Annotated in this window: 19 protein-coding genes; 6 read left to right on the plus strand and 13 right to left on the minus strand. The window is 63.7% G+C overall.

Going from position 1 to position 21,927, the window contains the following annotated elements; translation table 11 throughout:
* Nucleotides 1–41 precede the first annotated feature (41 nt).
* Both RA302_RS05395 and RA302_RS05400 read right to left on the minus strand, forming a co-directional pair.
* Nucleotides 42–1,130: an isochorismate synthase gene (locus tag RA302_RS05395; RefSeq protein WP_166501906.1), complete on the minus strand. Its 1,089-nt coding sequence runs from the start codon at nt 1,128–1,130 to the stop codon at nt 42–44.
* A gap of 45 nt (nt 1,131–1,175) precedes the next feature.
* The gene (locus RA302_RS05400) at nt 1,176–1,643 is read right to left on the minus strand and encodes a universal stress protein (RefSeq protein WP_003945900.1); all 468 of its coding nucleotides are present in this window, start codon (nt 1,641–1,643) and stop codon (nt 1,176–1,178) included.
* A gap of 101 nt (nt 1,644–1,744) precedes the next feature.
* Between RA302_RS05400 and RA302_RS05405 the strand changes: the two genes are divergently transcribed.
* Together RA302_RS05405 and RA302_RS05410 are read left to right on the plus strand one after the other, a co-directional pair.
* Complete coding sequence (locus RA302_RS05405) at nt 1,745–2,923, plus strand: glycoside hydrolase family 3 N-terminal domain-containing protein (RefSeq protein ID WP_019747138.1); 1,179 nt, start codon at nt 1,745–1,747, stop codon at nt 2,921–2,923.
* A 72-nt stretch (nt 2,924–2,995) separates the two neighbouring features.
* On the plus strand, nt 2,996–3,595 hold the full coding sequence (locus RA302_RS05410; RefSeq protein ID WP_003945885.1) for a TetR/AcrR family transcriptional regulator: 600 nt from the start codon (nt 2,996–2,998) through the stop codon (nt 3,593–3,595).
* A 101-nt stretch (nt 3,596–3,696) separates the two neighbouring features.
* On the opposite strand, the gene RA302_RS05415 is transcribed toward RA302_RS05410, so the two are convergent.
* Together RA302_RS05415 and RA302_RS05420 are read right to left on the minus strand one after the other, a co-directional pair.
* Nucleotides 3,697–4,560, minus strand: a complete 864-nt coding sequence (locus tag RA302_RS05415) for a MaoC/PaaZ C-terminal domain-containing protein (protein ID WP_166502919.1) — start codon at nt 4,558–4,560, stop codon at nt 3,697–3,699.
* Nucleotides 4,560–5,906: a 3-oxoacyl-ACP reductase gene (locus RA302_RS05420; protein WP_003945596.1), complete on the minus strand. Its 1,347-nt coding sequence runs from the start codon at nt 5,904–5,906 to the stop codon at nt 4,560–4,562. Before RA302_RS05420 ends, RA302_RS05415 begins: the two co-directional genes overlap by 1 nt.
* A gap of 130 nt (nt 5,907–6,036) precedes the next feature.
* Between RA302_RS05420 and RA302_RS05425 the strand changes: the two genes are divergently transcribed.
* Nucleotides 6,037–7,392 (plus strand): acetyl-CoA C-acetyltransferase, encoded by a 1,356-nt coding sequence (locus RA302_RS05425; RefSeq protein ID WP_019747140.1) that lies wholly within the window; start codon nt 6,037–6,039, stop codon nt 7,390–7,392.
* A 294-nt stretch (nt 7,393–7,686) separates the two neighbouring features.
* Nucleotides 7,687–9,951, plus strand: coding sequence for a VanW family protein (locus RA302_RS05430; RefSeq protein ID WP_166501908.1), 2,265 nt, complete (start codon nt 7,687–7,689; stop codon nt 9,949–9,951).
* A 4-nt stretch (nt 9,952–9,955) separates the two neighbouring features.
* On the opposite strand, the gene RA302_RS05435 is transcribed toward RA302_RS05430, so the two are convergent.
* From RA302_RS05435 to RA302_RS05445, 3 genes are all read right to left on the minus strand, one after another.
* Entirely contained in the window at nt 9,956–10,939 is a 984-nt protein-coding gene (locus RA302_RS05435; protein WP_198586316.1) for an LLM class F420-dependent oxidoreductase, read from the minus strand.
* Between the two features lie 85 nt (nt 10,940–11,024).
* A complete protein-coding gene (locus RA302_RS05440) occupies nt 11,025–11,513 on the minus strand; it encodes a hypothetical protein (RefSeq protein WP_019747143.1) in 489 nt (162 codons plus the stop codon).
* Complete coding sequence (locus RA302_RS05445) at nt 11,510–11,755, minus strand: helix-turn-helix domain-containing protein (protein ID WP_020906434.1); 246 nt, start codon at nt 11,753–11,755, stop codon at nt 11,510–11,512. The genes RA302_RS05440 and RA302_RS05445 overlap by 4 nt, the downstream gene beginning before the upstream one ends.
* Before the next feature lie 65 nt (nt 11,756–11,820).
* Between RA302_RS05445 and RA302_RS05450 the strand changes: the two genes are divergently transcribed.
* Nucleotides 11,821–12,399 (plus strand): nucleotidyltransferase family protein, encoded by a 579-nt coding sequence (locus RA302_RS05450; protein ID WP_029254596.1) that lies wholly within the window; start codon nt 11,821–11,823, stop codon nt 12,397–12,399.
* Here RA302_RS05450 and RA302_RS05455 read toward each other — a convergent pair.
* Entirely contained in the window at nt 12,396–14,408 is a 2,013-nt protein-coding gene (locus RA302_RS05455; RefSeq protein WP_029254597.1) for a YhgE/Pip domain-containing protein, read from the minus strand. The genes RA302_RS05450 and RA302_RS05455 overlap by 4 nt on opposite strands.
* A gap of 5 nt (nt 14,409–14,413) precedes the next feature.
* Complete coding sequence (locus tag RA302_RS05460) at nt 14,414–15,136, minus strand: ATP-binding cassette domain-containing protein (protein WP_166501909.1); 723 nt, start codon at nt 15,134–15,136, stop codon at nt 14,414–14,416.
* Between the two features lie 218 nt (nt 15,137–15,354).
* On the opposite strand from RA302_RS05460, the gene RA302_RS05465 reads away from it, so the two are divergent.
* The gene (locus RA302_RS05465; protein WP_225320290.1) at nt 15,355–15,945 is read left to right on the plus strand and encodes a hypothetical protein; all 591 of its coding nucleotides are present in this window, start codon (nt 15,355–15,357) and stop codon (nt 15,943–15,945) included.
* 85 nt (nt 15,946–16,030) lie between these two features.
* Here the strand turns inward: RA302_RS05465 and RA302_RS05470 are convergent, their stop codons facing one another.
* From RA302_RS05470 to RA302_RS05485, 4 genes are all read right to left on the minus strand, one after another.
* On the minus strand, nt 16,031–17,866 hold the full coding sequence (locus tag RA302_RS05470) for an acyl-CoA dehydrogenase (protein ID WP_020906438.1): 1,836 nt from the start codon (nt 17,864–17,866) through the stop codon (nt 16,031–16,033).
* Between the two features lie 89 nt (nt 17,867–17,955).
* Nucleotides 17,956–18,588 carry a class I SAM-dependent methyltransferase gene (locus tag RA302_RS05475; protein WP_019747150.1) on the minus strand — a complete coding sequence of 211 codons (633 nt, stop codon included), beginning with the start codon at nt 18,586–18,588 and terminating at the stop codon, nt 17,956–17,958.
* A 21-nt stretch (nt 18,589–18,609) separates the two neighbouring features.
* The gene (locus RA302_RS05480; protein WP_166501911.1) at nt 18,610–21,093 is read right to left on the minus strand and encodes an FtsX-like permease family protein; all 2,484 of its coding nucleotides are present in this window, start codon (nt 21,091–21,093) and stop codon (nt 18,610–18,612) included.
* On the minus strand, nt 21,093–21,875 hold the full coding sequence (locus RA302_RS05485) for an ABC transporter ATP-binding protein (RefSeq protein WP_019747152.1): 783 nt from the start codon (nt 21,873–21,875) through the stop codon (nt 21,093–21,095). The genes RA302_RS05480 and RA302_RS05485 overlap by 1 nt, the downstream gene beginning before the upstream one ends.
* Between the last annotated feature and the right edge of the window lie 52 nt (nt 21,876–21,927).

Raw genomic sequence — 21,927 nt, forward strand, 5'->3', positions numbered from 1 at the left:
CGCACTCGAGAATCCGGACGATTACCCTCGTGACGTGCTGGTCAGTCGAGGGTTTCGGCACCGAGCGCGGTCAACAGAGTGCGCAGTTTCGTAGATGTCTCGTCGAGTTCGTCCTGCGGATCCGATTCGGCGACAATTCCACCACCCGCGCTGGCCCAGGCGTTGCGGCCGTCTGCACTGATCTCGGCGCAGCGGATGGCAACCACCCAATCGCCGTCACCGGCCTCGTCGCACCATCCCACGGCGCCGCCGTAGAAACGCCGAGGCTCCTCGGTCTCGCGGATGACTTTCAGTGCCGCGTCGGTGGGTGTTCCGCACAGCGCGGGCGTCGGATGCAGCGCGATGGCGAGGTCGAGCGCAGTGGTGTCGTTTCGCAGCGTGCCGCGGATCGGGCTGGCCAAGTGCCAGACCTCGTGAGTATTGGTCAGTTCGGGAGTTGCCGGTACCGACAGATCACTGCACATCGGTTGCAGGACCTCGCGGATCCACGCCGTCACGAAGGCGTGCTCGGCCAGATTCTTCGTCGAATGCAGAAGGCTTTCGCCTGCCTCGCGGTCTTGATCGGCGTGGGCGGATCGCTTGGTGGTGCCGGCCAACGGGCGACATGTCACGACGTGCCCGCGTCGACTGACCAATACTTCGGGCGTCGCGCCGACCAGGCTGTGGCCCTCGAATTCGGCTCCCGCAGCAGAGAGGTCGACGGCAAAGGTGTTGGCGACGGGATTGAGCGCCGCCATGCGAGCGGCGAGCGCGGTCGGGGAGATCGGGGTCTGCGTGCGAAGTTCCACAGTGCGAGCCGCGACAACCTTGTCGATCTCGCCGCTGCGGAGGCGTCCGACCAACTTTTCCACTCGACGAAGATGCTCCGACGACGACGGGATCTCCCGGTCAACCCGGGTCGTGGGCAGGGCCTGGGGATCGAGCGGTTGCCACGGCCGCGACGCGATCGTCGCCTCGGCAGGTTCGTACAACGCCGTTGCGGCAGCGGGGTCGAAGGGGAGCGCTCCGACGATCAGCTTTGTCGTACCTGCCGACAGAGCGTGGGTGGCCGCGTCGGAGCTGTCGAAGCTGCGTCGTACGCCGCGGGTGACCACGCTGTGATCGGGGCGCGAGAGAACAAAACCGTCCATGGTGGTTTCGACACTAGTCGGCCACGGATCAGGAATGCGCGAAGGTCACTTCCCTGGAGGGACGATCAACACCGGCCGATGACTGTGACGCAGAACATGATCCGCGACGCTGCTCTGCAGTAGCGACCGCAAACCCGTAGTGCCACGGGTGCCGGTCACGATGATGTCGACGTCCAATTCGTCTGCGGTTTCGCAGATTGCAGACCAGATCGCGGATCGGCACTCGGCGCTTCTGCCTTCGACGGTCAGGCCTGCGGCCTCGGCCAGTGCGACGCCCTCGGCGAGGGTGACTTTGGCGTCGGTGTACGCGATGTCCTCGACGTCGTCGTCGGGAACCCACTCCGGTTGCATCACCCCGGACAGGCCGGACATGCGAGCGGCCTGGCGAACCATCGGCTCCCAGGCCGTGACGAGAACAGCACGATTGGCGGAGAGGAAACGCCCCGCATAGTCGACTGCACGCTTGGCGTTGTCGGAACCGTCGTACGCGATGAGCATCAGACCTTGTGGCATCACGACCTCCTCGTCAGCGGGGGAATCGGTTCTCTTCCAGGCTACCGTCCCGATGTGCCCGTGAGGGAGTGTATGGGTACCGGGTCCGTTACGGTCGAGGTATGCGGATCAAGTTTCTGAAGGCTGCGACGACCATTGCATTGTGCGGAGGGTTGGTTGCGGGATGCTCGGGCGAAAACGGGACCGCCGATCCGGTTTCGAGCGCCCCGACCAGCACCACCTCCGAGATCACGTCGACGCCTGCGGCATCCAGCTCCGCGCCCGTCGCCGCGTCGTGCGGTAGTGACCTTCTGGCTTCACTGTCCCTGCGTCAGAAACTTGCCCAGCTGCTCAACGTCGGCGTCACCGGGACCGACGACGCGTTGTCGATAGTGCAGAACGAGGAGATCGGCGGCATCTTCGTCGGAAGTTGGACCGATCAGTCGATGCTCACCAATCGCGAAGTGCCGCAGGTTGCTTCGGCGTCGAAGTTGCCGTTGATGGTGACGATCGACGAAGAAGGTGGACGAGTTTCCCGCGTCGCGGACATCCTCGGGCCCGATCCGTCGGCCAGGGAAACAGCGCAGACCATGACAGTGGAACAGACGTACCAGATGGCACTCGAGCGTGGACGTGGGTTGAAGGATCTCGGGATCACCGTCAACTACGCCCCCGACGTCGACGTCAGCAGCCAACCCGACGACTCCGTGATCGGAGACCGCTCGTACTCCGACGACCCCCAGACCGTGGTTGCCTACGCCGGTGCGTACGCGCAGGGTATGCGCGATGCCGGAATCTTCCCGGTGATCAAGCACTTTCCCGGACATGGCAGCGCGTCGGGTGACTCGCACCGGGGCGAGGTGACAACGCCGCCGCTACAGGATCTGATCGCATCGGACCTGATTCCCTTCCGTGAACTGTCGGGGACCGGAGTCGGCGTCATGATGGGTCACCTCGAGGTTCCCGGTCTGACCGAGCCCGGTACCCCTGCCAGCATCAGCCCCGCAGCCGTTGCGTTGCTTCGCGACGGAGTGGGTTACGGCGCAGCGCCGTTCACCGGCCCGGTATTCACCGACGACCTCAGCGGAATGCAGGCGATCACCGACCGATACGATATTGCCGACGCGGTTCAGGCTGCGCTGGTGGCTGGAGTCGATCAGGCATTGTGGCTGACAACCGACGACGTTCCGCGGGTGCTCGACCATCTCGAGCAGGCCGTCGCGTCCGGTGAGCTTCCGCAGGCGCGGGTCGATCAGGCCGTGGTCACAGTTGCCACTGCCAAAGGTGCCGTGACCTGCTGAGTCGAAGTCGGGATTCGACGCACAATCTTACCGTAGAGTAAGATCGACATTTACCCTGTGGTTGGAGGAAGCATGGCCGGCGGTACCAAGCGACTGCCACGCGCAGTGCGTGAGCAGCAGATGCTCGACGCGGCTGTGGACGTGTTCTCCGACAGGGGGTTTCACGAAACTTCGATGGACACCATCGCAGCCAAAGCCGAGATCTCGAAGCCGATGCTGTACCTGTACTACGGCTCGAAGGAAGAGCTGTTCGCGGCGTGCATTCATCGTGAAGGGCTCCGCTTCCTCGAAGCGCTCGCCCCGGCCGGCGCGCCGAACCTGACTCCGCGTGAACAATTGCGCGCCGCTCTCGAGGGCTTCCTCGGGTTCGTGGGCGCAAACCGCAAGTCGTGGATGGTGCTCTACCGTCAGGCCGTCGGGCAGCAGGCTTTTGCGGGAACCGTGCAGTCCAGCCGCGATCGGTTGATCGAGTTGACTGCGCATCTGCTCGAGTCCAGCACCAAGGATCCTGATGCCGCGCACGATTACGGGATCATCGCCATTGCGCTCGTCGGCGCCGGTGAGGCGGTAGCCGACCGGGTCGCGGGTGGGGAAATCGAAGTGGATGCCGCAGCGGATCTACTCGAATCCCTCGCGTGGCGCGGTCTGTCGGGCAAGAAGAAGTCCGAATAGCCCCCAAACCAATCTGAGCGAACGTACCTTTCAGCGCATCCAAGGCGCCGAAAGGTACGTTCGCTCAATTGGGGTGGGTGGGAAACCCGACAAAACTCAGGTCAGCGCAGCGTCGCCGTGACGTGCGGGTAACCCTTCTTCGGGTGACGCAGCGACAGATCCCAGCCGTCGTCGGTGCGGTCGACGTAGGCATTCAGCGTCGCCGGCAGCAGAATCGGCTTGCCGAAACGCACGCTGTAGGTGACCTTGTCCGCGACGGAACCCTCGACGGTCCGCAGAACTGCCGCGGCACTCCACATTCCGTGAGCAATGGTCTTCGGGAAACCGAAAGCCTTGGCGCCCAGAGACGAGACGTGAATCGGATTGCGGTCGCCGGAGACCGCGGCGTACTTGCTGATCGTGGTCTGGTCGACGCGGATGGTGCTCATCGGCATCGGCGGGACCTCGTCGGCCTTGGGCTCCGGACCGGGCTGGCCGGACAGGGAGGTCTTCTGCTGGTTCAGGAAGCTCGAGGTCTGTCGCCAGACCAGTTCCCGTCCCACCCGAATTTCGGTGATCACGTCGATCAGCAGGCCCTTGCGGTGCTCACGCAGGTTCTCGGCATGCACCGAGAGGTCAAGCGGTTCGCTGACGGAGATGGGCCGCAGCGATTCGATGACGTTCTCGGCGTGAACGGAGCCGACGGCGGCGAAGGGGAAGTCCTTCGACACCATCAGCTTCATCACGGTCGGGAAGGCCAAGGTGAAGGGATACGTGATCGGCAGAGTGTCGCCGAATCGCAGTCCGGTCACGCGGCAGTACGCCGCCAGATTGTCGGTGTCGACCTTCAGTCCGGTGAGGGTGAGGGTCTGCTGTGGCACCGAGCGAGAATTGGACTTGTTCCACGGCAGCAATCCCAGTACCGCGCGGGAGTAGATGTCGATGGTCTTCGGCTGCTCGGTGAGCGCGACGGTCTTTGTTGCCATCATGCGCCCAGGAGGCTCTGGCCGCAGACGCGAACGACCTGTCCCGTAACGGCATTGGAGGCCGGGCTGGCGAAGTATGCGACGGTCTCGGCGACGTCGACGGTCTCGCCGCCCTGCAGGAGCGAGCTCATGCGGCGGCCGGCTTCGCGGGTGGCGAAGGGGATGGCTGCGGTCATGGCGGTCTCGATGAAGCCCGGTGCGACGGCGTTGATGGTGATGTTCTTCTTCGCCAGGACGGGAGCTTCGGCGTGTACGAGGCCGATGACGCCGGCCTTGGAGGTGCCGTAGTTGGTCTGGCCGCGGTTGCCCGCGATGCCGGCGATGGAGGAGACGTCGACGACGCGGCCGCCTTCCTTGAGGGCGCCCTTCTCGACGAGGTGCTCGGTGATCTTCTGCGGTGCAAGAAGATTGACGTTCATGACCATGTTCCAGCGGCCCTCGTCCATGTTGGCGAGGGTCTTGTCGCGGGTGATGCCGGCGTTGTGGACGATGATGTCCGCTCCGCCGTGACGCTCGAGGAGGTGAGCTGCGAGGACCTCGGCTGCGTCGGCTGCCGTGACATCGAGGGCGAGGGACGTGCCGCCGACCTTGTTCGCGGTCTCGGACAGCGCTTCGCCGGCGGCCGGGATGTCAGCGCAGACGACGTGCGCGCCGTCGCGGGCCAGGACCTCGGCGATGGTGGCGCCGATACCGCGGGCTGCGCCGGTGACGACGGCAACCTTGCCTTCGAGCGGCTTGTCCCAGCTTGCGGGCGCGACGGAATCTTCAGCGCCGACGACGATGACCTGGCCGTCGACGAAGGCGGACTTTGCCGAAAGGAGAAAGCGCAGAGTCGATTCCACGCCGGACAGTCCGGTGGACGCCTTGGGGGAGACGTAGACCAGCTGAGCGGTGGAGCCGCGCTTGATCTCCTTGCCGACGCTGCGGGTGAAGCCTTCGAGCGCGCGCTGCGCGACATGCTCGTCGACGCTCGACGTTTCTTCCGGCGTCGTGCCGAGAACGACGACGCGAGCCGACGGTGCGAGGTTGCGGATCACGGGCTGGAAGAACTCGAACAGCTGCTCGAGCTCGCTGACCTGAGTGATTCCGGTGGCGTCGAACACGAGTCCGCCGAAGCTGCTGTCGTGTGCCTGAGCCGCCGGGTAGTCGGAGAGCAGTACGCGAAGTGGTTCTGCGAGCCGACCCTTGCCGCCGATGAGGACAGGTCCGGCGAGTGCGGGTTCCCCTGCTTTGTAGCGACGCAGGTTCTCGGGCCTGGGCAGGCCGGCCTTCGACGCGATGAATGCGCCGGGGGCGGACGAGAGGAACTGTGAATAGAGGTCGGGAGCTCCCTTGCTGGCTGCCACGGTCCTACCTTCTGTTGTGTTTCGGGTTGTCTCTCACCGGGCAATCGGAAGAATGCGGCGATAGACAAGTAACTTACTACTGAGTAAGAATAGTCTTCAACAGGTAATCGCACCATCCTTGGAGACGCAAGTGACAAGCAAAGCCCGTTCAAACGCAAAGCCCGCCGCACCGCGCACCGCACCGGCCGCAGCCGCTGCGAAGTCCGCAGGTCAGCGCCGTCCGGTTGCGATCGTCGGCGGAAATCGCATTCCGTTCGCACGCTCGGACAAGGCGTACGCACAGGCGTCCAACCAGGACATGTTCACTGCGACGCTCGACGGTCTGGTGAGCCGATTCAATCTGCAGGGCGAGAAGCTCGGCATGGTCGTCGGCGGTGCGGTGCTCAAGCACAGCCGTGATTTCAATCTCATTCGCGAGTCCGTTCTCGGCAGCGCGCTGAGCCCGTACACGTCGGCGTACGACCTTCAGCAGGCGTGTGGCACGGGACTGCAGTCGATCATCGCCGTCGGCGACGCCATTTCGGCCGGCCGCATCGATTCGGGCATCGGCGGCGGCACGGACACCACGTCCGACGCCCCGATCGGCGTCAACGATCAGGCGCGCGAGTTCCTGCTCTCCCTCAACCGCGCGAAGTCCACGGGCGACCGCATCAAGCTGCTCGGCAACGTCCGTGCGGGCATGCTCGGCCTCGAAATTCCGCGCAACGGCGAGCCTCGCACCGGCAAGTCGATGGGTGACCACGCTGCGATCACCGCCAAGGAATTCGGCATCAAGCGCGAGGACCAGGACGAACTTGCCGCTGCCAGCCACAAGAACATGGCAGCTGCCTACGACCGCGGTTTCTTCGACGACCTCGTCACCCCGTTCCTCGGCCTGACCCGCGACGACAACCTCCGTCCCGGTTCGACCGTCGAGAAGCTGTCGACGCTCAAGCCCGTCTTCGGTACCAAGCTCGGCGACGCGACGATGACGGCAGGCAACTCGACGCCGCTCACCGACGGCGCTTCTGCAGTGCTCCTCTCCACCGACGAGTGGGCAGCCGAACGCAATCTTCCGGTTCTGGCGCACCTCGTCGATTCCGAAACCGCTGCCGTCGACTACGTCCACGGCAAGGACGGATTGCTCATGGCTCCCACGTACGCGATTCCGCGTTTGCTGGCCCGCAACGGTCTGACCTTGCAGGACTTCGATTACTACGAGATCCACGAAGCCTTCGCTTCGGTGGTTCTGGCAACCCTGCAGGCCTTCGAGTCCGACGAGTACTGCAAGGAACGCCTCGGCCTCGACGGCGCGTTGGGATCGATCGACCGAAGCAAGCTCAATGTCAACGGATCGTCCTTGGCTGCAGGTCACCCGTTCGCGGCAACCGGCGGACGTATTGTGGCTTCCCTCGCAAAGATGCTCGCGGAGAAGGGTTCGGGCCGCGGCCTGATCTCGATCTGTGCGGCCGGCGGCCAGGGTGTCACGGCGATCATCGAGCGGTAACCGCTCCACAATCTCCCCACGTGCGTGAAAACTGCGCTCACCTGCAGTGATCGTGGCGAGGGGATGCGTAATCGGGGATCCGGCCACGAGGGGTGGCCGGATCCCCGAACTCTTTGCAAACTTTTTCGCGCAGGCGTGTAACGCTGCAGAATAGCTACCGATATTCATGACAGCCCCGTGTTGCTGCCTGACCCCCGACCTGGCAGCAGCGCGGGGCTCTCGTATGTCCGGATATCCTGTATTGAGTTGTCGGTGAGCGCCGCAGCGACGGTTGATGCAGCGAGGAGCCAACAGGTGAGTGACGAAGAGGGTCCGTCCGTCGAGAAGACGAACAGCGAGGACTCGTCCCTCCCGGAACAGGAACTCGAGTCGGTCGAGGAACCTCAGGCGGTCGAAGAGACCGAGTCGGTCGAGGAACCCAAGACCCCTGAGGACACCGAGGCGGTTGTCGAGGCTGAATCAGTAGAACCTGAACCAGCCGAAGCACCAAGGCCTGTCGACGAAGAAGCAATCGATTCCACAGAAGCGACAGTCGACGAAGCAGTAGACGAGCCGACAATCGTCGAGCCCACAATCGTCGAACCGGCCATCGACGAATCGGCAAACGAGGTCACCACCGTCATCCCAGTCGTCCCAGCGGAGGACGCACCGCCGACGGAAGTAGTCGACTCGGCTCCAGCGACAGAAACCATCGACGAGCAGACAGAGCAGTTCGAGCCCCCGGCAGTGGTGGTTCCCCCGAAGCCGCCGCGTCCCGAGTTCGTGCAGCAGTACGACACCCAGCAATTCGAACCCATCCAGCAGCAGTACGAGCCTGTTGTCCGCGAACCAGAGGCAGTTGCACCACCAGCACCGCAACAACAGCCAGAAGCGCCCGCTCCGGCTTCTTCCCGTAAGTGGGTCAAACCAGCGATAGCACTCGGCGCCATCTTTGCCGTCGCAGTGATTGCCTACGGAGTGGACATCTTCACGTCGTCGGGGAAGACACCACGCGGCACCCAGGTCGCCGGGGTGGACATCGGTGATCTCACGCCTGCCGACGCAGAGGCCACGCTGCGCGCCGAACTCGGCCCAAGGCTCGTCGAACCGGTAGCGGTACATGCCGGCGGCGTCGATTCCGAGATCGTTCCAGCGTCTGCGGGTGTGGACGTCGACTGGTCGGCGACGCTCTCGGGCGTGAACGCTCAGCCGATCAACCCGATCACCCGCATCACGTCGTTCTTCGGCTCCCGCGAGGTGCCCGTGGTGTCGACGGTCGACCAGGGTGCGTTGGATGCCTCGATGTCGCAACTTGCGGCGAACAGCGATCGTGCGCCCGTCGAAGGCGCAGTCGTGTTCGAGAGTGGGAAGGCGACGGGTGTTTCACCTGCCGCCGGCCAGGCTCTCGAAACGCAGCAGGCGGGCGCAACGTTCGCCGCGGAGTGGTCTGACGGTGGCGTCGTCGATCTTCCGGTCGACGAGGTGCCGGTGACGGTCACTCAGGCCGGTGTCGATCGCGCACTGCAGGAGATTGCCATTCCGGCTGCCTCGGGTGATGTCGTGGTCAACGGCCGTGACGGCAAGGTTGCGACGCTCGGCGTCGACCAGATCGGTGAGGTTCTGACCTTCACCCCTGACGGCTCGGGTGGGCTGACTCCGCAGTACAACACGGATGCTGCGATCAAGATTCTGACTCCGCAGTTGGTATCGACTGAAGTACAACCCAAGGACGCGTCGTTCACCTTCGCCGGTGGTAAGCCGTCGGTTGTGCCGGGTGTTGTCGGTGATCTGATCAACTGGCCGGACACGGTCAAGGAACTTCCGGTTCTGCTGGGCAGCACGGCGTCTCGGGCAACACCCGCCGTGTACGGACCGGTCCCGCCGGCGTTGACCACCGAAGCCGCGGATGCCCTCGGCATCAACGAGGTGATCGGCGAATTCACCACCGGTGGTTTCGAATACGCGTCTGGTGTGAATATCGGCCTGGCCGCGTCGGAGATCGACGGGGCCGTGATCAAGCCAGGGGATACGTTCTCGCTCAACGAGTACACGGGCCCGCGCGGTGCGGCTCAGGGATACGTCGAGTCGGGGATCATCAACAATGGTCGCCCGGACAAGGCTGTCGGCGGCGGTATCAGCCAGCTCGCGACGACGCTCTACAACGCGACGTATTTCGCAGGCATGGACGACGTCGCGCACACTGAGCACAGTTACTACATCTCGCGGTACCCCGAAGCGCGTGAGGCGACCATCTTCGATGGAGCGATCGACTTGCAGTTCCGTAATCCGGCGAAGACCGGCGTGATGATCGAGACGATTGCGACGTCGTCGAACATCACCGTTCGGATCTGGGGAACCAAAACCGTCGATGTCGCTTCGACGACCGGCCCGCGTACGTCGCCGACTTCGCCGAACACCGTGACGTTGCCGGAGGGGCCTGGTTGTGTGGCTTCGAGCGGTGCGCCCGGATTCACGGTCAGCGACACCCGCGTGATCACCGACCACGCGAGTGGCGCCGAGATTTCCTCGAACACCCGGACCGTCAAGTACGACCCGGTGCCGATCGTGAAGTGCGAGTAGGGAACTACTTGCCGACGAGTGGGCCGAGGGTGCGGCCCGCGAGGTCGACGATGCCTGGCTCTTCGCCGTTGGTGATCAGGTTGATCACGACGCCGTCGATGCCGTGGTCGAGGATGCGCGTCTGAACCTGCTCGGCGACGTCGTCCGGGCTGCCGACGAAATGGCGTTCGGTGGCCTTGGCGACCACGTCTTCCGGCGCCGTGGTGATGTCGAGTCCACGCTCCGCGAGAAACGTTCGCTGATGCGCGCGAGCCTTGTCGCCGTCCTCGTCGATCATCATGAACGTGAGGAAGCTGGTCTCGAGGGTTGCGGGATCGCGACCGGCTTCGTCGCAGCGTGCCGCAAGTGCTTCCATCTTGCGCGGCAGTTCCGAGGGGTCGCAGATGATGTTGAGGTGATCCGCGAAGCGAGCGGCGAGGCCGAACGTCTTCTTCTCACCGCCACCGCCGAGCAGGATCGGCAGGTCGTCGCGGACTCGAGGCTCGTTGATGGCGTCCTCGACGTGGTACCACTTGCCGTCGAAGGTGGGGCGCTCACCGCGGAGCATCGGCGCGATGATCTGCAGTGCTTCGTCGAGCTTCTGGAAGCGCTCGGTGAACGTTCCGAACTCGTATCCGAACGAATTGTGTTCGAGTTCGAACCAACCGGCGCCGATGCCCAGGATGGCCCGACCGCCGCTCACCACGTCGAGGGTGGTGACGGTCTTGGCGAGCATGGGCGGATTGCGGTAGGTGTTTCCCGTGACCAGTGCAGACAACTGGATGGTCTCGGTGGCCGTCGCCAGCGCGGAGAGCGCGGAGTAGGCCTCGAGCATCGGGGCGTCCGGCGCTCCGATTCCGGGGAGTTGGTAGAAGTGATCCATCACGAATGCAGTGTCGAAGCCTGCGGCTTCGGCTTCGCGGGCCTGCGCTATGACGGTGGGGAAGAGGTCCTTGACCGGACCGCCGTAGCTGAAGTTGGGCATCTGGTATCCGAGGCGAGTGCTCACCGTTTCGACGTTACTCGCGATCGGTTGACCTGGCACGATTTTACCAACTCTATGGATTCCGTTGTGCTGGGCAGACTTCCGGAATTCAGAGAAGTTCTTCGGCCGCTTCGCGTCGCTTGGCGCGCTGCTGGTGAAGCTTGACTGCCGCGATTGCGACGCCGCCACCGACGATTCCGCCGACGAGAGCGCCGACCCAGGTGGACGATTCTTCGTACGAATCGAATTTGAGGCGCGCCATGATGCCGACTGCCGCGACGAGGTACAGCGCGATGCTGATCACGACCCGGGGACGGTTGTAGTTGGACAACACGTAGACATCGACGTCGCGCCGGAGTGCATAGACAATCGTGACCACCGAGCCGAACAGCGCGACGATCAGCAGCGCGAGCGAGATCCACGCCCCTGTTCGGCCGGCGACCCAGGGCAGAATCGCCGAGCTGACGAAGACTGCCCAGAAGACACTCTGCAATCCCACCGCCGAGGCTTCGTTCCAGACGTCGCGCTGACGCTCGTCCTTGTAGAAGTCGTCGTCCAGATCTCCGACGAACCGCATTGCCTTCATCATGGTGCTCATGCCGTCTCCTCTGGAATTTCTCCGGTGAGTGCCGATTCGGGTAAGGGGAAGAGCGCTTCGACGGTGGTCCCCAGTGCCAGTGCCAGGCGAAGTGCCAGGTAGACACTCGGTGCGTAGTCGCCGCGTTCGACGGAGACGATGCTCTGTCTGCTCACCTGACCTGCCGTGGCCAGTTGCGCCTGGGTGAGGCCGGCGAGGCGTCGGTGCTCCCGCACGTTGTTGTCGCCGGCCTTTCCAGTCATAGGAAAAGTAAAGAATACTTGTCACATGATGTCAAGTTTACTTGTCATATGAGAGGCTGAAGAGCATGCGTGAACGATTTCTCGAGATCGCCCTGGCCAATCCAGTGGTCGCAACGATCGTGGATCGGGCGCCGAAGCTGGGATTGTCGGAGTGGTACCTGACGGCGGGTGGGCTCTTCCAAACCGTCTGGAATCACATCGACGGCCGTGACCTCGGCGCCGGAATCAAGGACTACGACCTCTTCTATTTCGACGCCGGCGATCTGAGCTACGACGCGGAGGACCGTGTGATTCGTTCGGCGGCAGAACTGTTCGCCGATGTGGATGCCGATGTCGAAGTACGCAACGAAGCCCGCGTGCACCTGTGGTACGAGCAGCATTTCGGGATTCCCGGCGTTCCGTTCACCAGTTGCCGCGACGCTATCGACCACTTCGCTTCCACAACTTGCTGTTTCGGGATCACCAAGTCTGCGGGCGGCACTGTGGACGTGTATGCCCCGCATGGATACGACGATCTTTTCGACATGATCGTCCGTCCCAACCCGGTGCTGGCACCGAGAGAGGTTTACGAGGCCAAGGCGGCACGGTGGCGCAAGGAATGGCCTGCGCTGACCGTGGAGCCTTGGCCGGAGACCCTGACCTAGACTTCGATCGGCGGATGCAGCCTGTCCATGGTCCATTGCCGATTTCGGCGTGCAGCAAGTGAACTGGCCCCGAGTGAGGCGACGAGAAGGCCGCCGAGGACGGCGATCGAGACCCACAGTCTCGAGTCGATACCGCCGACGGTGAGTTGTCGTAGCCCGTTCACCGCGTAGGTCATCGGGTCGAAGGGGTGGATGATCTGGAACGGTTTCGCGGTGGTTTCGACGGGATAGATGCCGCCGGCCGAAACCAGTTGCAGCATCAGGAACGCCAGGGTGATGACGCGTCCGACGGATACTCCGAAGATGGCGTTGAATGCCTGGATCAACGCCATATACGTGGCAGTGATGAGCATCAGGAATCCGACGGTGCCGAGGGCGTGTGTGGGGTGCAGGCCGACGGCGAAGTGCACGACCAGGTACATCACGATCACCTGGCAGATGCCGATGAGCAATGCCGGCCAGTACGAGGCGAGGACCACTCGCAGCGCGCCGAGTCCGTTTGCGATGGGCCGGTTCTGGAGCGGCTTGAGCAGCATCCAGGTGATGATGCCGCCCACGAACAGCGCGAGGGGCAGGAAGAACGGAGCAAAACCGGTACCGAAGGTGCTTGCCCGGTTCTCGTAGGTCTCCTGTAGTTCGACCGGGCTGGAGAGGGTTTGAGCGGTTGCGGTTCGCTGCTGATCGGTCCAACTGGGAACCTGACCGGCGCCCTCGGTGAGTTTGGTCGCGAGTTCGGCAGACCCGGCACGGAGTTGCTCGGTGCCGTCGGCGAGTTTGGCTGCACCATCGGAGAGTTGGACGCTGCCGTCGGTGAGTTGAACCAGTCCACTGCTGAGGGTTTGAGCGCCGTCGTTGACTTGCTGACCGCCGTCACGCAGCTGCACCAGGCCGTTGCGGAGTTCACCGCCGCCGTTGGCCGCGGCATTCAGCCCGGCTCGGAAGGTGCTCGACGGATCGTCGAGTTGGTAAGCGAGTTGTTGTGCACCGCTCTTGAGTTCGCCTAGTTGGCCCATGGTCGCTTCACCGAAACCCTGAGTGCGCAGCATGTCCTGGGCAGGCGCGAGGGCATTGGCGATCTGTTGGCTGACAGGATCCGGGTTCAGCCGAAGGCTGGCCACCGCCTGCCCGACCAGCTGTGCGACGTCTGCTTGTGTGTTCCCGAGGACGCTCAGTTGGTCGACGACCTGGGTGACGCCACCACTGAGTTGGCTTGCGCCGTCGCCCAGTTGGACGGCTCCGAGATCGAGTTGCCCCAAACCGTCGGTCAGTGCGAGGACACCGTCCGTGGCGGTATTGATACCGGTCGAGAGTTGCGCTGTACCGCCGGCAAGAGTGGCTGCGCCGTCACGTGCGGTAACCATGTTGTCGGCAAGAGTTTTCGAACCCGACGCCAATTCGCCGGCTCCGGCGTTGGCAGTGTTCACTCCGGCCGAGAGCTGGAGTGCTCCGTCGGCGGCCTGCTTCAAACCTGCACCCGCGTCGGTCAATCCGACCAGGACCGTCTCGACGGACTGCGCGCCGATCTTGTCGCTGACTTGACTGAGGACCTGCTGGGCGGCGTTTTGGCCGATGATGGTGCCGAGGTAGTTGTTGACGTCGTTGAAGGTGAACTGCAACTGAGCTTTGTGAGGGTCCTTGGTCGTCGGGGAGGCAACGGCCTCGCTGAAATTCTCGGGCAGAGTGAGAGAGAAGTAGTACGTGCCGTCCGAGACTCCCTGTTCGGCTTCCTGCTGTGAGACCAGGTGGAGATCGAGCTCACCGGAATCGAGAAGTGCTTGGCTTACTTCGTCGCCCGCCTTGAGCTCTTGACCCTGCACCATTGCACCGCGGTCGGTGTTGACCAGTGCGACGGGGACCTTGTTGACCTCACCGAACGGATTCCAGAAGGCCCACAGGTACATTGCGCCGTACAGCAGTGGCATCAAGATGATGGTGACGAGTGCGATCCTGGGCATCGCGCCGCGGGAGAACCGCTTGAGTTCGGTTCCGAGAGACATTCCAGCGAGCATCGCGGTTACCTCGCCCCTTCTTGGTCGGGATTGGTGACTTCTTGGAGCAGGGCGACGGCATCGATGGGTGATCCGTCGGGCAGCGGGTTGACGGTCGACGCGATGATGGTCTGGTAGCTCCCCATCTCGACGAGTCGCTCGACGAGGTACGCGCGTTCGGAGTCGCGCCGCACCTGTTCGAGATCGTCGACGACGAGCAGGGCCGGCTTCTTCGTGTTCGCGACGGCGATACGCAGCAGGGTCGCCTCGAGTTCCCCGAGATCGCTGACGTACCGGCCGAGCGCAGGTAAGGGATGATCGCCGAAGACGGGAGCGCACACCGCTTCGAGTTCGCGGTCTCCGGCACGTCCGATGAGCTTGTACCAGGGCGCATCCCAGCGAATTTGTTCGGTGATCAGATCTCGGACGGTGACGGACTCGGCAAGCTCGTCGATGTCCTCGAACCCGGCGACCCCGGCGATCTCGAAGATCTCTCGGGGACGCGTTCGACCGAAGACGGACAGTGATCCGGAACTGGCTTTCATTCGTCCGCTGAGTGTCAGAAGTAAGGACGTACGTCCTGAACCGGCGGAGCCTTCGAGGATGGTCACACCGCCCGCACGAATCTCGAGATTGACGGGTCCGAACACCGGCCCCCATGGGCCGTCGAGCGCCAAGTCCGTGGCGGTCAATGCCAGTTCAGGGGCGTAATCGAGTTGTACGTGCTCTGGTGCGACCACGATGATCACCTGTCTGTTGATCTACTCGGCCTTCGAAAGAACCGAGTGCTGGTTCAGTGGACGTTCGTGCTCACCCAATCACATCGGTAGCGGGTGAGCGGTCCCACGAATGGGATGTGTCGGACACGATCGGTAACTTGGAGACCGAACGGTATGTATTCTGTTGGAAACGGACAGGGGGTGTCGAGGTGCCGGTTCGTAGACGCGGTATGTGCGCGTTACTGGTCATGACCGCCCTGTCAGTTGTCTCCTGTGCCGGTGAGCGCGAGTCGCCCCCGTTCGTGTCGAGCGAGAGGCTTTTCGAGTTCACCGGTCGCAATGTCGGACCCGTGACCGTTCCGCCCTTGCCTTCCGATCGGCACGAGTCCGAAGCAGCGCCATACGGAGCCATCACCCTGTCCGGTGGGTGGAGCGGCGCAGCCAATGTCTCGCTGCCCGGATCCGTCACGTGTTTCGAGCACAACTGGGCGGATTCGCTGCCCGCCGGTCACCGCCAGTGGGCCTACGAGGTGCACACCAGTTCCTTTTACGAGTACGACGGCGGCGGCGAATATCCGGGGCGTGATTTCCAGTTGCAGGTCTACGTGAACGAAAACCCGGAACCAGGTCAGTCCGGGGCGACGATGATGTTCTCGGATCAGAGCGGACAGTTCGTGTCCTTCGGCGGCGGCGTCGACAATTCCGTCGAAATAGTCAGTTCTCCGGACCGCAGGCGCGTGGCGCTTTCCCTGGTAGGAACGGCGGCACGGCCCGGCGAACAACCGACGACGTCCGTACTGTCCGCACAGATCAGTTGCCCGACCGTCGAGCGCAGATGACCACAGATTGCCTTGACTGCCGAGCATGAAAATGCCGGTCCCGAAACATTCTCGGGACCGGCACTTTTCATGAATCAGGAACGAATCAGAATGCTGCTTCGTCGATCTCCATGATGTCGTTCTCGGTGTTCGCGATGATCTCGCGTGAAGCGGTGAGCTCGGGCAGGACGTTCTTGGTGAAGAAGGACGCGATGGCGACCTTGCCCTCGTAGAAGCCCTTGTCCTTGTCGGAAGCGCCGTTGTCGAGTGCTGCGAGAGCGATCTCGGACTGGCGGAGGAGCTGCCAGCCGATGAGCAGGTCGCCGACGGACATCAGGAAGCGGACGGAGCCGAGGCCGACCTTGTACAGCTCGGTGGGCTGCTCCTGAGCTCCCATGAGGAAGCCGGTGAGCGTGGCAGCCATGGCCTGGACGTCTTCGAGTGCGGTGGCGAGCAGTGCGCGCTCCGCCTTCAGGCGACCGTTGCCGGCTTCGCTGTCGATGAAGGTCTTGATCTGTCCGGCAACGTGAGCGAGCGCGACGCCGCGGTCACGAGCGATCTTGCGGAAGAAGAAGTCCTGAGCCTGGATGGCCGTGGTGCCTTCGTACAGCGAGTCGATCTTGGAATCGCGGATGTACTGCTCGATCGGGTAGTCCTGCAGGAAGCCGGAGCCACCGAGGGTCTGCAGGCTGTCCGTCAGGTACTGGTACGCACGCTCGGAGCCGACGCCCTTGACGATCGGGAGCAGCAGGTCGTTGACGCGGAACGCGGTGTCCTTGTCTGCGCCCGAGACGAGCTGGGCGACAACCTCGTCCTGGTGTGCTGCGGTGTAGAGGTACACCGCGCGCAGGCCTTCGGCGTATGCCTTCTGCATTGCCAGGCTGCGACGCACGTCGGGGTGGTGCGTGATGGTCACGCGCGGCGCTGCCTTGTTGGTCATCTGGGTCAGGTCAGCACCCTGAACACGCTGCTTGGCGTAATCGAGAGCGTTGAGGTAACCGGTGGAGAGGGTGGCGATTGCCTTGGTGCCGACCATCATTCGAGCGTGCTCGATGACGTCGAACATCTGGGCGATGCCGTTGTGGACCTCGCCGACCAGCCAGCCCTGTGCGGGGATGCCGTGGCCGCCGAAGGTGACCTCACATGTGGCGGAGACCTTCAGGCCCATCTTGTGTTCGACGTTGGTGACGAAGACGCCGTTACGCTCGCCGAACTCTTCGGTCTCGAAGTTGAAGTGCGTCTTCGGGACGAAGAACAGGCTCAGGCCCTTGGTGCCGGGTCCGGCGCCTTCGGGGCGAGCGAGAACGAGGTGGAAGATGTTCTCGAACAGGTCGTCCGAGTCGGCCGAGGTGATGAAGCGCTTGACGCCCTCGATGTGCCAGGAGCCGTCGTCCTGCTTGATCGCCTTGGTGCGTCCGGCACCGACGTCGGAGCCGGCGTCGGGCTCGGTGAGGACCATCGTGGCGCCCCATCCGCGTTCGACGATGGTGGCTGCCCACTTCTTCTGCTCTTCGGTGCCGTTGTTGAACAGCACGTCCGCGAAAGCGGGTCCGGCCTGGTACATGTGCGCTGCAGGCTGTGCGCCCAGGATCAGCTCACCGATGGCCCACACGACGGAGCGGGGAACCGGCACGCCGCCGACCTCTTCGCTCAGTCCCATGCGGTACCACTCGGCATCCCACAGAGCCTTGAACGACTTCTTGAAGGATTCCGGAAGTGCAACGGTGTGCGTCTCGGGATCGAAGACAGGGGGGTTGCGGTCCGCGTCGGCGAAAGATTCGCCAAGCGGTCCCTCGGCCAGGCGTGCGACCTCTGCCAGCATGTTGCGGACAGTGTCGGCATCCAGGTCGCCCCAAGCGCCTTCGCTCAGTGGCTTCTCCAGTCCGAGAACCTCGAAGAGGTTGAACTCCAGGTCCCGAACGTTGCTCTTGTAATGGCCCATGTCTTCTGCTTCTCCCAGTGAGGTGGTGCGGTCCAGCACTCCTAGTACCGCCCGAAGTTTATTACTCGTCGGTAACTTAATACATGTTACTAGCCGTTCTTTGCATTGCCAACACCGGATTTGCGTCCGATGACAAGCGCGTCGACCGCGATTCCCGTTTCGGTGTGTCTGTGCGGATTTCCGGCGATCTCGAACTCGAGCCTTCCTTGGAATTCCTGCATCAATTCTTCTGGTGTGTAAAGGATTTCGGGATCTTTCGGTCCGCCGACGCCGTAGTCGATGTTGCTTCGGTCGTGCCCCAAAATCATGAGGATTCCATCAGGTTTCAGAGAATTTATGGCACGGTTCACAACCAGGGTCCGTTGTGGTGCGGGTAGATGAAGGTAAAGAAGCAGGGCCAAGTCGTATCCCTGCCCGTTCCTGGAGGCGTAATCCGCGACGGTGACGTCGCCGCATCGGTAGTCGAGCCGGTCGAGAACCGATCGGGGTGAGCGGGCCGCGATCGTGCGGGCTTTCTCGATCGCGACGGCCGAGTAGTCGATGCCGGTGACCTCCCAACCGCGGGTCGCGAGCCACAACGCGTTACGGCCCTCGCCGCACGCCAGGTCCAGTGCCTGGCCGTGGGGGAGGGCCGTCGCGTATTCCACCAGCAGTTCGTTGGGAGGAGCGCCCCAGACGAGCTCGGTTTCTTCGTACTTCTTGTCCCAGGCCGCCGCATCCATAGATGACGACGGTAGTGCCACTCAGTGGTTACGCACTCCGTCCATCGGGTTCTTGCGTAGGGCGGCGCGCGTCGGGACCGCGATGGAGACAAATCCCAGAACAGCGGTCACGGCGACGATGGAACCGTAGATCGCCGGTGAAATCGCCGGGATCGGCTGCCCGGACACCGCTACGGCGATGCCCATCAGAGGCGGCAGGGCGATCAGTGATCCGACCACGACGGCGATTCCCACCACCATCAACGACTCGATGCGCATCATCGCTCGGACCTGCCTCGTCCGCGAGCCCACCAGTTGAAGGAGCGCGAACTCGCGGGAACGCTCGGCAGTGGCGGCGACCAGGGTGTTCACGACGGCGACTGCGAGATAGCCGAGCAGGACGAGTACGGCGAGGATGCTGACCCACGACTGCATTCGACGCTGATCTTCGCCCGCGGCCCCGAACTGGTCCTGGTTCATCGCGGCGATCGAGGGGAACGAACGCAACGACTGCTGGACTTCGGCCGACCGTCCGGGTTCGGCAGCAATTAGAACGGTGTCGATCAGAGCGTCGGTGGAGTGCTGACGCAAAGTCTCGATCGGCATGGTCACGTCCCCGAATCCGAGGCCGCGACCATATTTTGCGACGACCATCGGATGCACCAGTGTGCCGTCCCCTAGATAGAGGTCGACGCGCTGACCTACCTTGGCTCCGAGTGTGAAGGCGCCGTCTTCGCTCACGGCAACGGTATCGCCGGTCAGAGCGCTCAGGTCGCCCTCGGTCACCGCGAGATCGAGGGTCGCGTCGGCGCCGGCGGCGTCGATGCCCTGGGCAGCGATCGCGCTCTCGGCTGAGCCGCCTTCCTCACCGCTGGGTACCGGCAGGACTTGACTGCGGACCACCGGGTTTGCCGCACTCACTCCGGGCACCGATGCGATCGAGTCGAGGAGCGAGGGAGCGATACCGGCCGGCGCGCCGACGATCAGGTCGGCGGTGACGCCCTTGATCGACTGGTTGGTCGCCTCGGCGGCGACGGTGCTCTGGCTGAAGAACTGCACCGAGCCCAGTGCGATTGCGAGAGCCAACGGAACAACCGCCGACGAGAGCCGTCTCGAATTGGATTCGGCGTTGGCGGCAGCGAGAACTTTGGACGCCGACCCACTACGGCGCAGTGGACCGCCGATCACCTTGATGATGCCGCGCACCAACAAGGGGCCGAGCAGCGCGACCGAGAAGATCAACAACAGTGCGCTCGAACCGGCTCCAGCGGCTGCCACGCTGCCGGGCAGGAAAGCGGGGAGCACGCACGCGCTGAGGCCGGCGGCGCCGAAGATCAGCCCGGTGACGATGCGTCCGCGGCTCAGTTTCGCCGGGCCGCTTTCGGATTCGCGAAGCGCTTCGACGGGGTCGAGCTTCGCCGGTCGTCGTGCCGCGATCGCCGCTGCCGCGCGGGCAGTGAGTACGCAGATCAGGAATGCCGCGATCGCCGGAAGCGGGCTGTAGGCCAGCGCGAAATCGGTGGGCATGACCCCGGCGTCGGCAAACTGTGCACCCAGCACTCGGGCGAGCAGGTATCCGGGCACCGCGCCGAGAGCTGCCGCCGCAGCAGCAACGAGCAGCACTTCACGTCCGATCATGACGTGGACTTGTCGCGTGGTGGCCCCGATTGCCCGCAGCAGAGCGAACTCTCGGCGTCTGGCGTTGATCGAGAGCGACAGCGTGCTGGAAACTACGAACATACTGACCATCAACGCGAGACCGGCAAACGACGCGCAGAGCACGATCAACTGGGTCCGCGCAGCACCGGCGTCGAGGAATTCGATGCCTCCGCGCGCAGTGCCGGTCGAGACCTCCGCGCCGGTTCCGGCGAGTGCATCGCGGGCGAGAGCGGCAGCATCCACGCCTGCGGGAGCGATCAATCCGACTGCGGTGACAGCGTTCTGGTGCGGCCACAACCGTTCGGCCTCTGCGTCGTCGAGGAAGACGAGTGCCGGACGGTCGGGTGACGGCACCGAAGCCGAATCAGCTGTGCCGACGACGGTGTACTCGTCGGCTATCGCGCCGTGAGCCAGCGTGATTTGCTCGCCGAGAGCGGCGCCCGTGGTCGAGACCACCTCGTCTCGGCTCTGCGGAGCGCGCCCCTCGGTGAGCGAGTACGGCGCCAGTTGTGCTGTGTTCCAAGGATGTGCGTCGAGTACGACGCCCTCGGCGGTGCTGACGGGGACGGAGATGTCGGGAATCACCGTGACATCGAGGGCATCGAGCTTGCGGACGGTATCGCCGTCGAGGAGAACGCGCTCGGCAAAAGGCTGATCGGCGTCTTCCTTGACCTCGAGCGCCTGTGGTGCACTCACGACGGCGTCGGCACCGGCGTAGAGATGTGGTGAGACTCCGCCTCGCACTCCCGATTCCAGCAGCACACCCAGACCGCAGGTGAGGAGCGCTGCGCAGAATACGGAGACGAACACGGCGACGAAACCGGAGCGATGCGCTTTCAGGTGCGCAAAGGTGTGCGCTTTCATCATCACCAGTCCCCGAGGTGTGTCATGCGCTCGGCAATCTGCTGCGGCGTCGGGCGGTCGATGTGCCCGACCAGTTTCCCGTCGGCGAGGAACAGCACACGATCGGCGTACGACGCGGCCACCGGGTCGTGCGTGACCATGACGATGGTCTGATCGAACTCGGCGGCTGTCCGGCGCAACAACTCCAGAACCTGCTTGGCGCTGCGGGAGTCGAGGGCGCCGGTCGGCTCGTCGGCAAAGAGTGCGTCGGGGTGAGTGACGAGGGCGCGCGCGATGGCGACGCGTTGCTGCTGACCGCCGGACAGTTCGGAGGGTTTGCGCTTGCGGTGCGATCCGAGTCCGACGGATTCGAGGACGAAGGTCAGGTACTGCTTGTCGGCTCGTCGTCCGGCGAGGAGTAGGGGGAGCGTGACGTTCTGCTCGACGTCGAGAGCGCCGAGCAGGTTGTAGGCCTGGAAGACGAAACCGATGTGATCGCGACGGAAGATGCTGCGGGCCTTCGGCTTCAGCTGTGAGATCTCGGTGTCGCCCAGCCACACCGATCCGCTGCTCGGTCGATCGAGCCCTGCGGCGCAGTGCAGGAAAGTGCTCTTGCCCGATCCGGACGGGCCCATCACGGCGGTGAAGGTGCTGCGCGGCAAGGTGAGGCTGATGTTGTCGAGGGCGGTCACGGCGCCGCGGCCGTTGCCGTAGATCTTGCTGACGCCTTCGAGTCGCACGGCGGATGTTCGGGCGGCCGTGGCACCAGGGGCCGGCGGGGCGAGGACCGAGTGTCGATTCTTCATGGGATGAACGCTATGGAGATTCGGCATTCGTCGACATCCAGCAGGGTCCCGA

The organism is Rhodococcus sp. DN22 (assembly GCF_036669995.1).
GTDB classification, from domain to species: domain Bacteria; phylum Actinomycetota; class Actinomycetes; order Mycobacteriales; family Mycobacteriaceae; genus Rhodococcus_F; species Rhodococcus_F erythropolis.

What these genes read in the sequence shown, in the direction of transcription:
- RA302_RS05395 (WP_166501906.1), bottom strand. Translation starts at nt 1,130, where the DNA reads ATGGACGGTTTTGTTCTCTCGCGCCCCGATCACAGCGTGGTCACCCGC.
- RA302_RS05400 (WP_003945900.1), bottom strand. Translation starts at nt 1,643, where the DNA reads ATGCCACAAGGTCTGATGCTCATCGCGTACGACGGTTCCGACAACGCC.
- RA302_RS05405 (WP_019747138.1), top strand. Translation starts at nt 1,745, where the DNA reads ATGCGGATCAAGTTTCTGAAGGCTGCGACGACCATTGCATTGTGCGGA.
- RA302_RS05410 (WP_003945885.1), top strand. Translation starts at nt 2,996, where the DNA reads ATGGCCGGCGGTACCAAGCGACTGCCACGCGCAGTGCGTGAGCAGCAG.
- RA302_RS05415 (WP_166502919.1), bottom strand. Translation starts at nt 4,560, where the DNA reads ATGGCAACAAAGACCGTCGCGCTCACCGAGCAGCCGAAGACCATCGAC.
- RA302_RS05440 (WP_019747143.1), bottom strand. Translation starts at nt 11,513, where the DNA reads ATGAGCACCATGATGAAGGCAATGCGGTTCGTCGGAGATCTGGACGAC.
- RA302_RS05445 (WP_020906434.1), bottom strand. Translation starts at nt 11,755, where the DNA reads ATGACTGGAAAGGCCGGCGACAACAACGTGCGGGAGCACCGACGCCTC.
- RA302_RS05450 (WP_029254596.1), top strand. Translation starts at nt 11,821, where the DNA reads ATGCGTGAACGATTTCTCGAGATCGCCCTGGCCAATCCAGTGGTCGCA.
- RA302_RS05455 (WP_029254597.1), bottom strand. Translation starts at nt 14,408, where the DNA reads ATGCTCGCTGGAATGTCTCTCGGAACCGAACTCAAGCGGTTCTCCCGC.
- RA302_RS05465 (WP_225320290.1), top strand. Translation starts at nt 15,355, where the DNA reads ATGACCGCCCTGTCAGTTGTCTCCTGTGCCGGTGAGCGCGAGTCGCCC.
- RA302_RS05470 (WP_020906438.1), bottom strand. Translation starts at nt 17,866, where the DNA reads ATGGGCCATTACAAGAGCAACGTTCGGGACCTGGAGTTCAACCTCTTC.
- RA302_RS05475 (WP_019747150.1), bottom strand. Translation starts at nt 18,588, where the DNA reads ATGGATGCGGCGGCCTGGGACAAGAAGTACGAAGAAACCGAGCTCGTC.
- RA302_RS05480 (WP_166501911.1), bottom strand. Translation starts at nt 21,093, where the DNA reads ATGATGAAAGCGCACACCTTTGCGCACCTGAAAGCGCATCGCTCCGGT.
- RA302_RS05485 (WP_019747152.1), bottom strand. Translation starts at nt 21,875, where the DNA reads ATGAAGAATCGACACTCGGTCCTCGCCCCGCCGGCCCCTGGTGCCACG.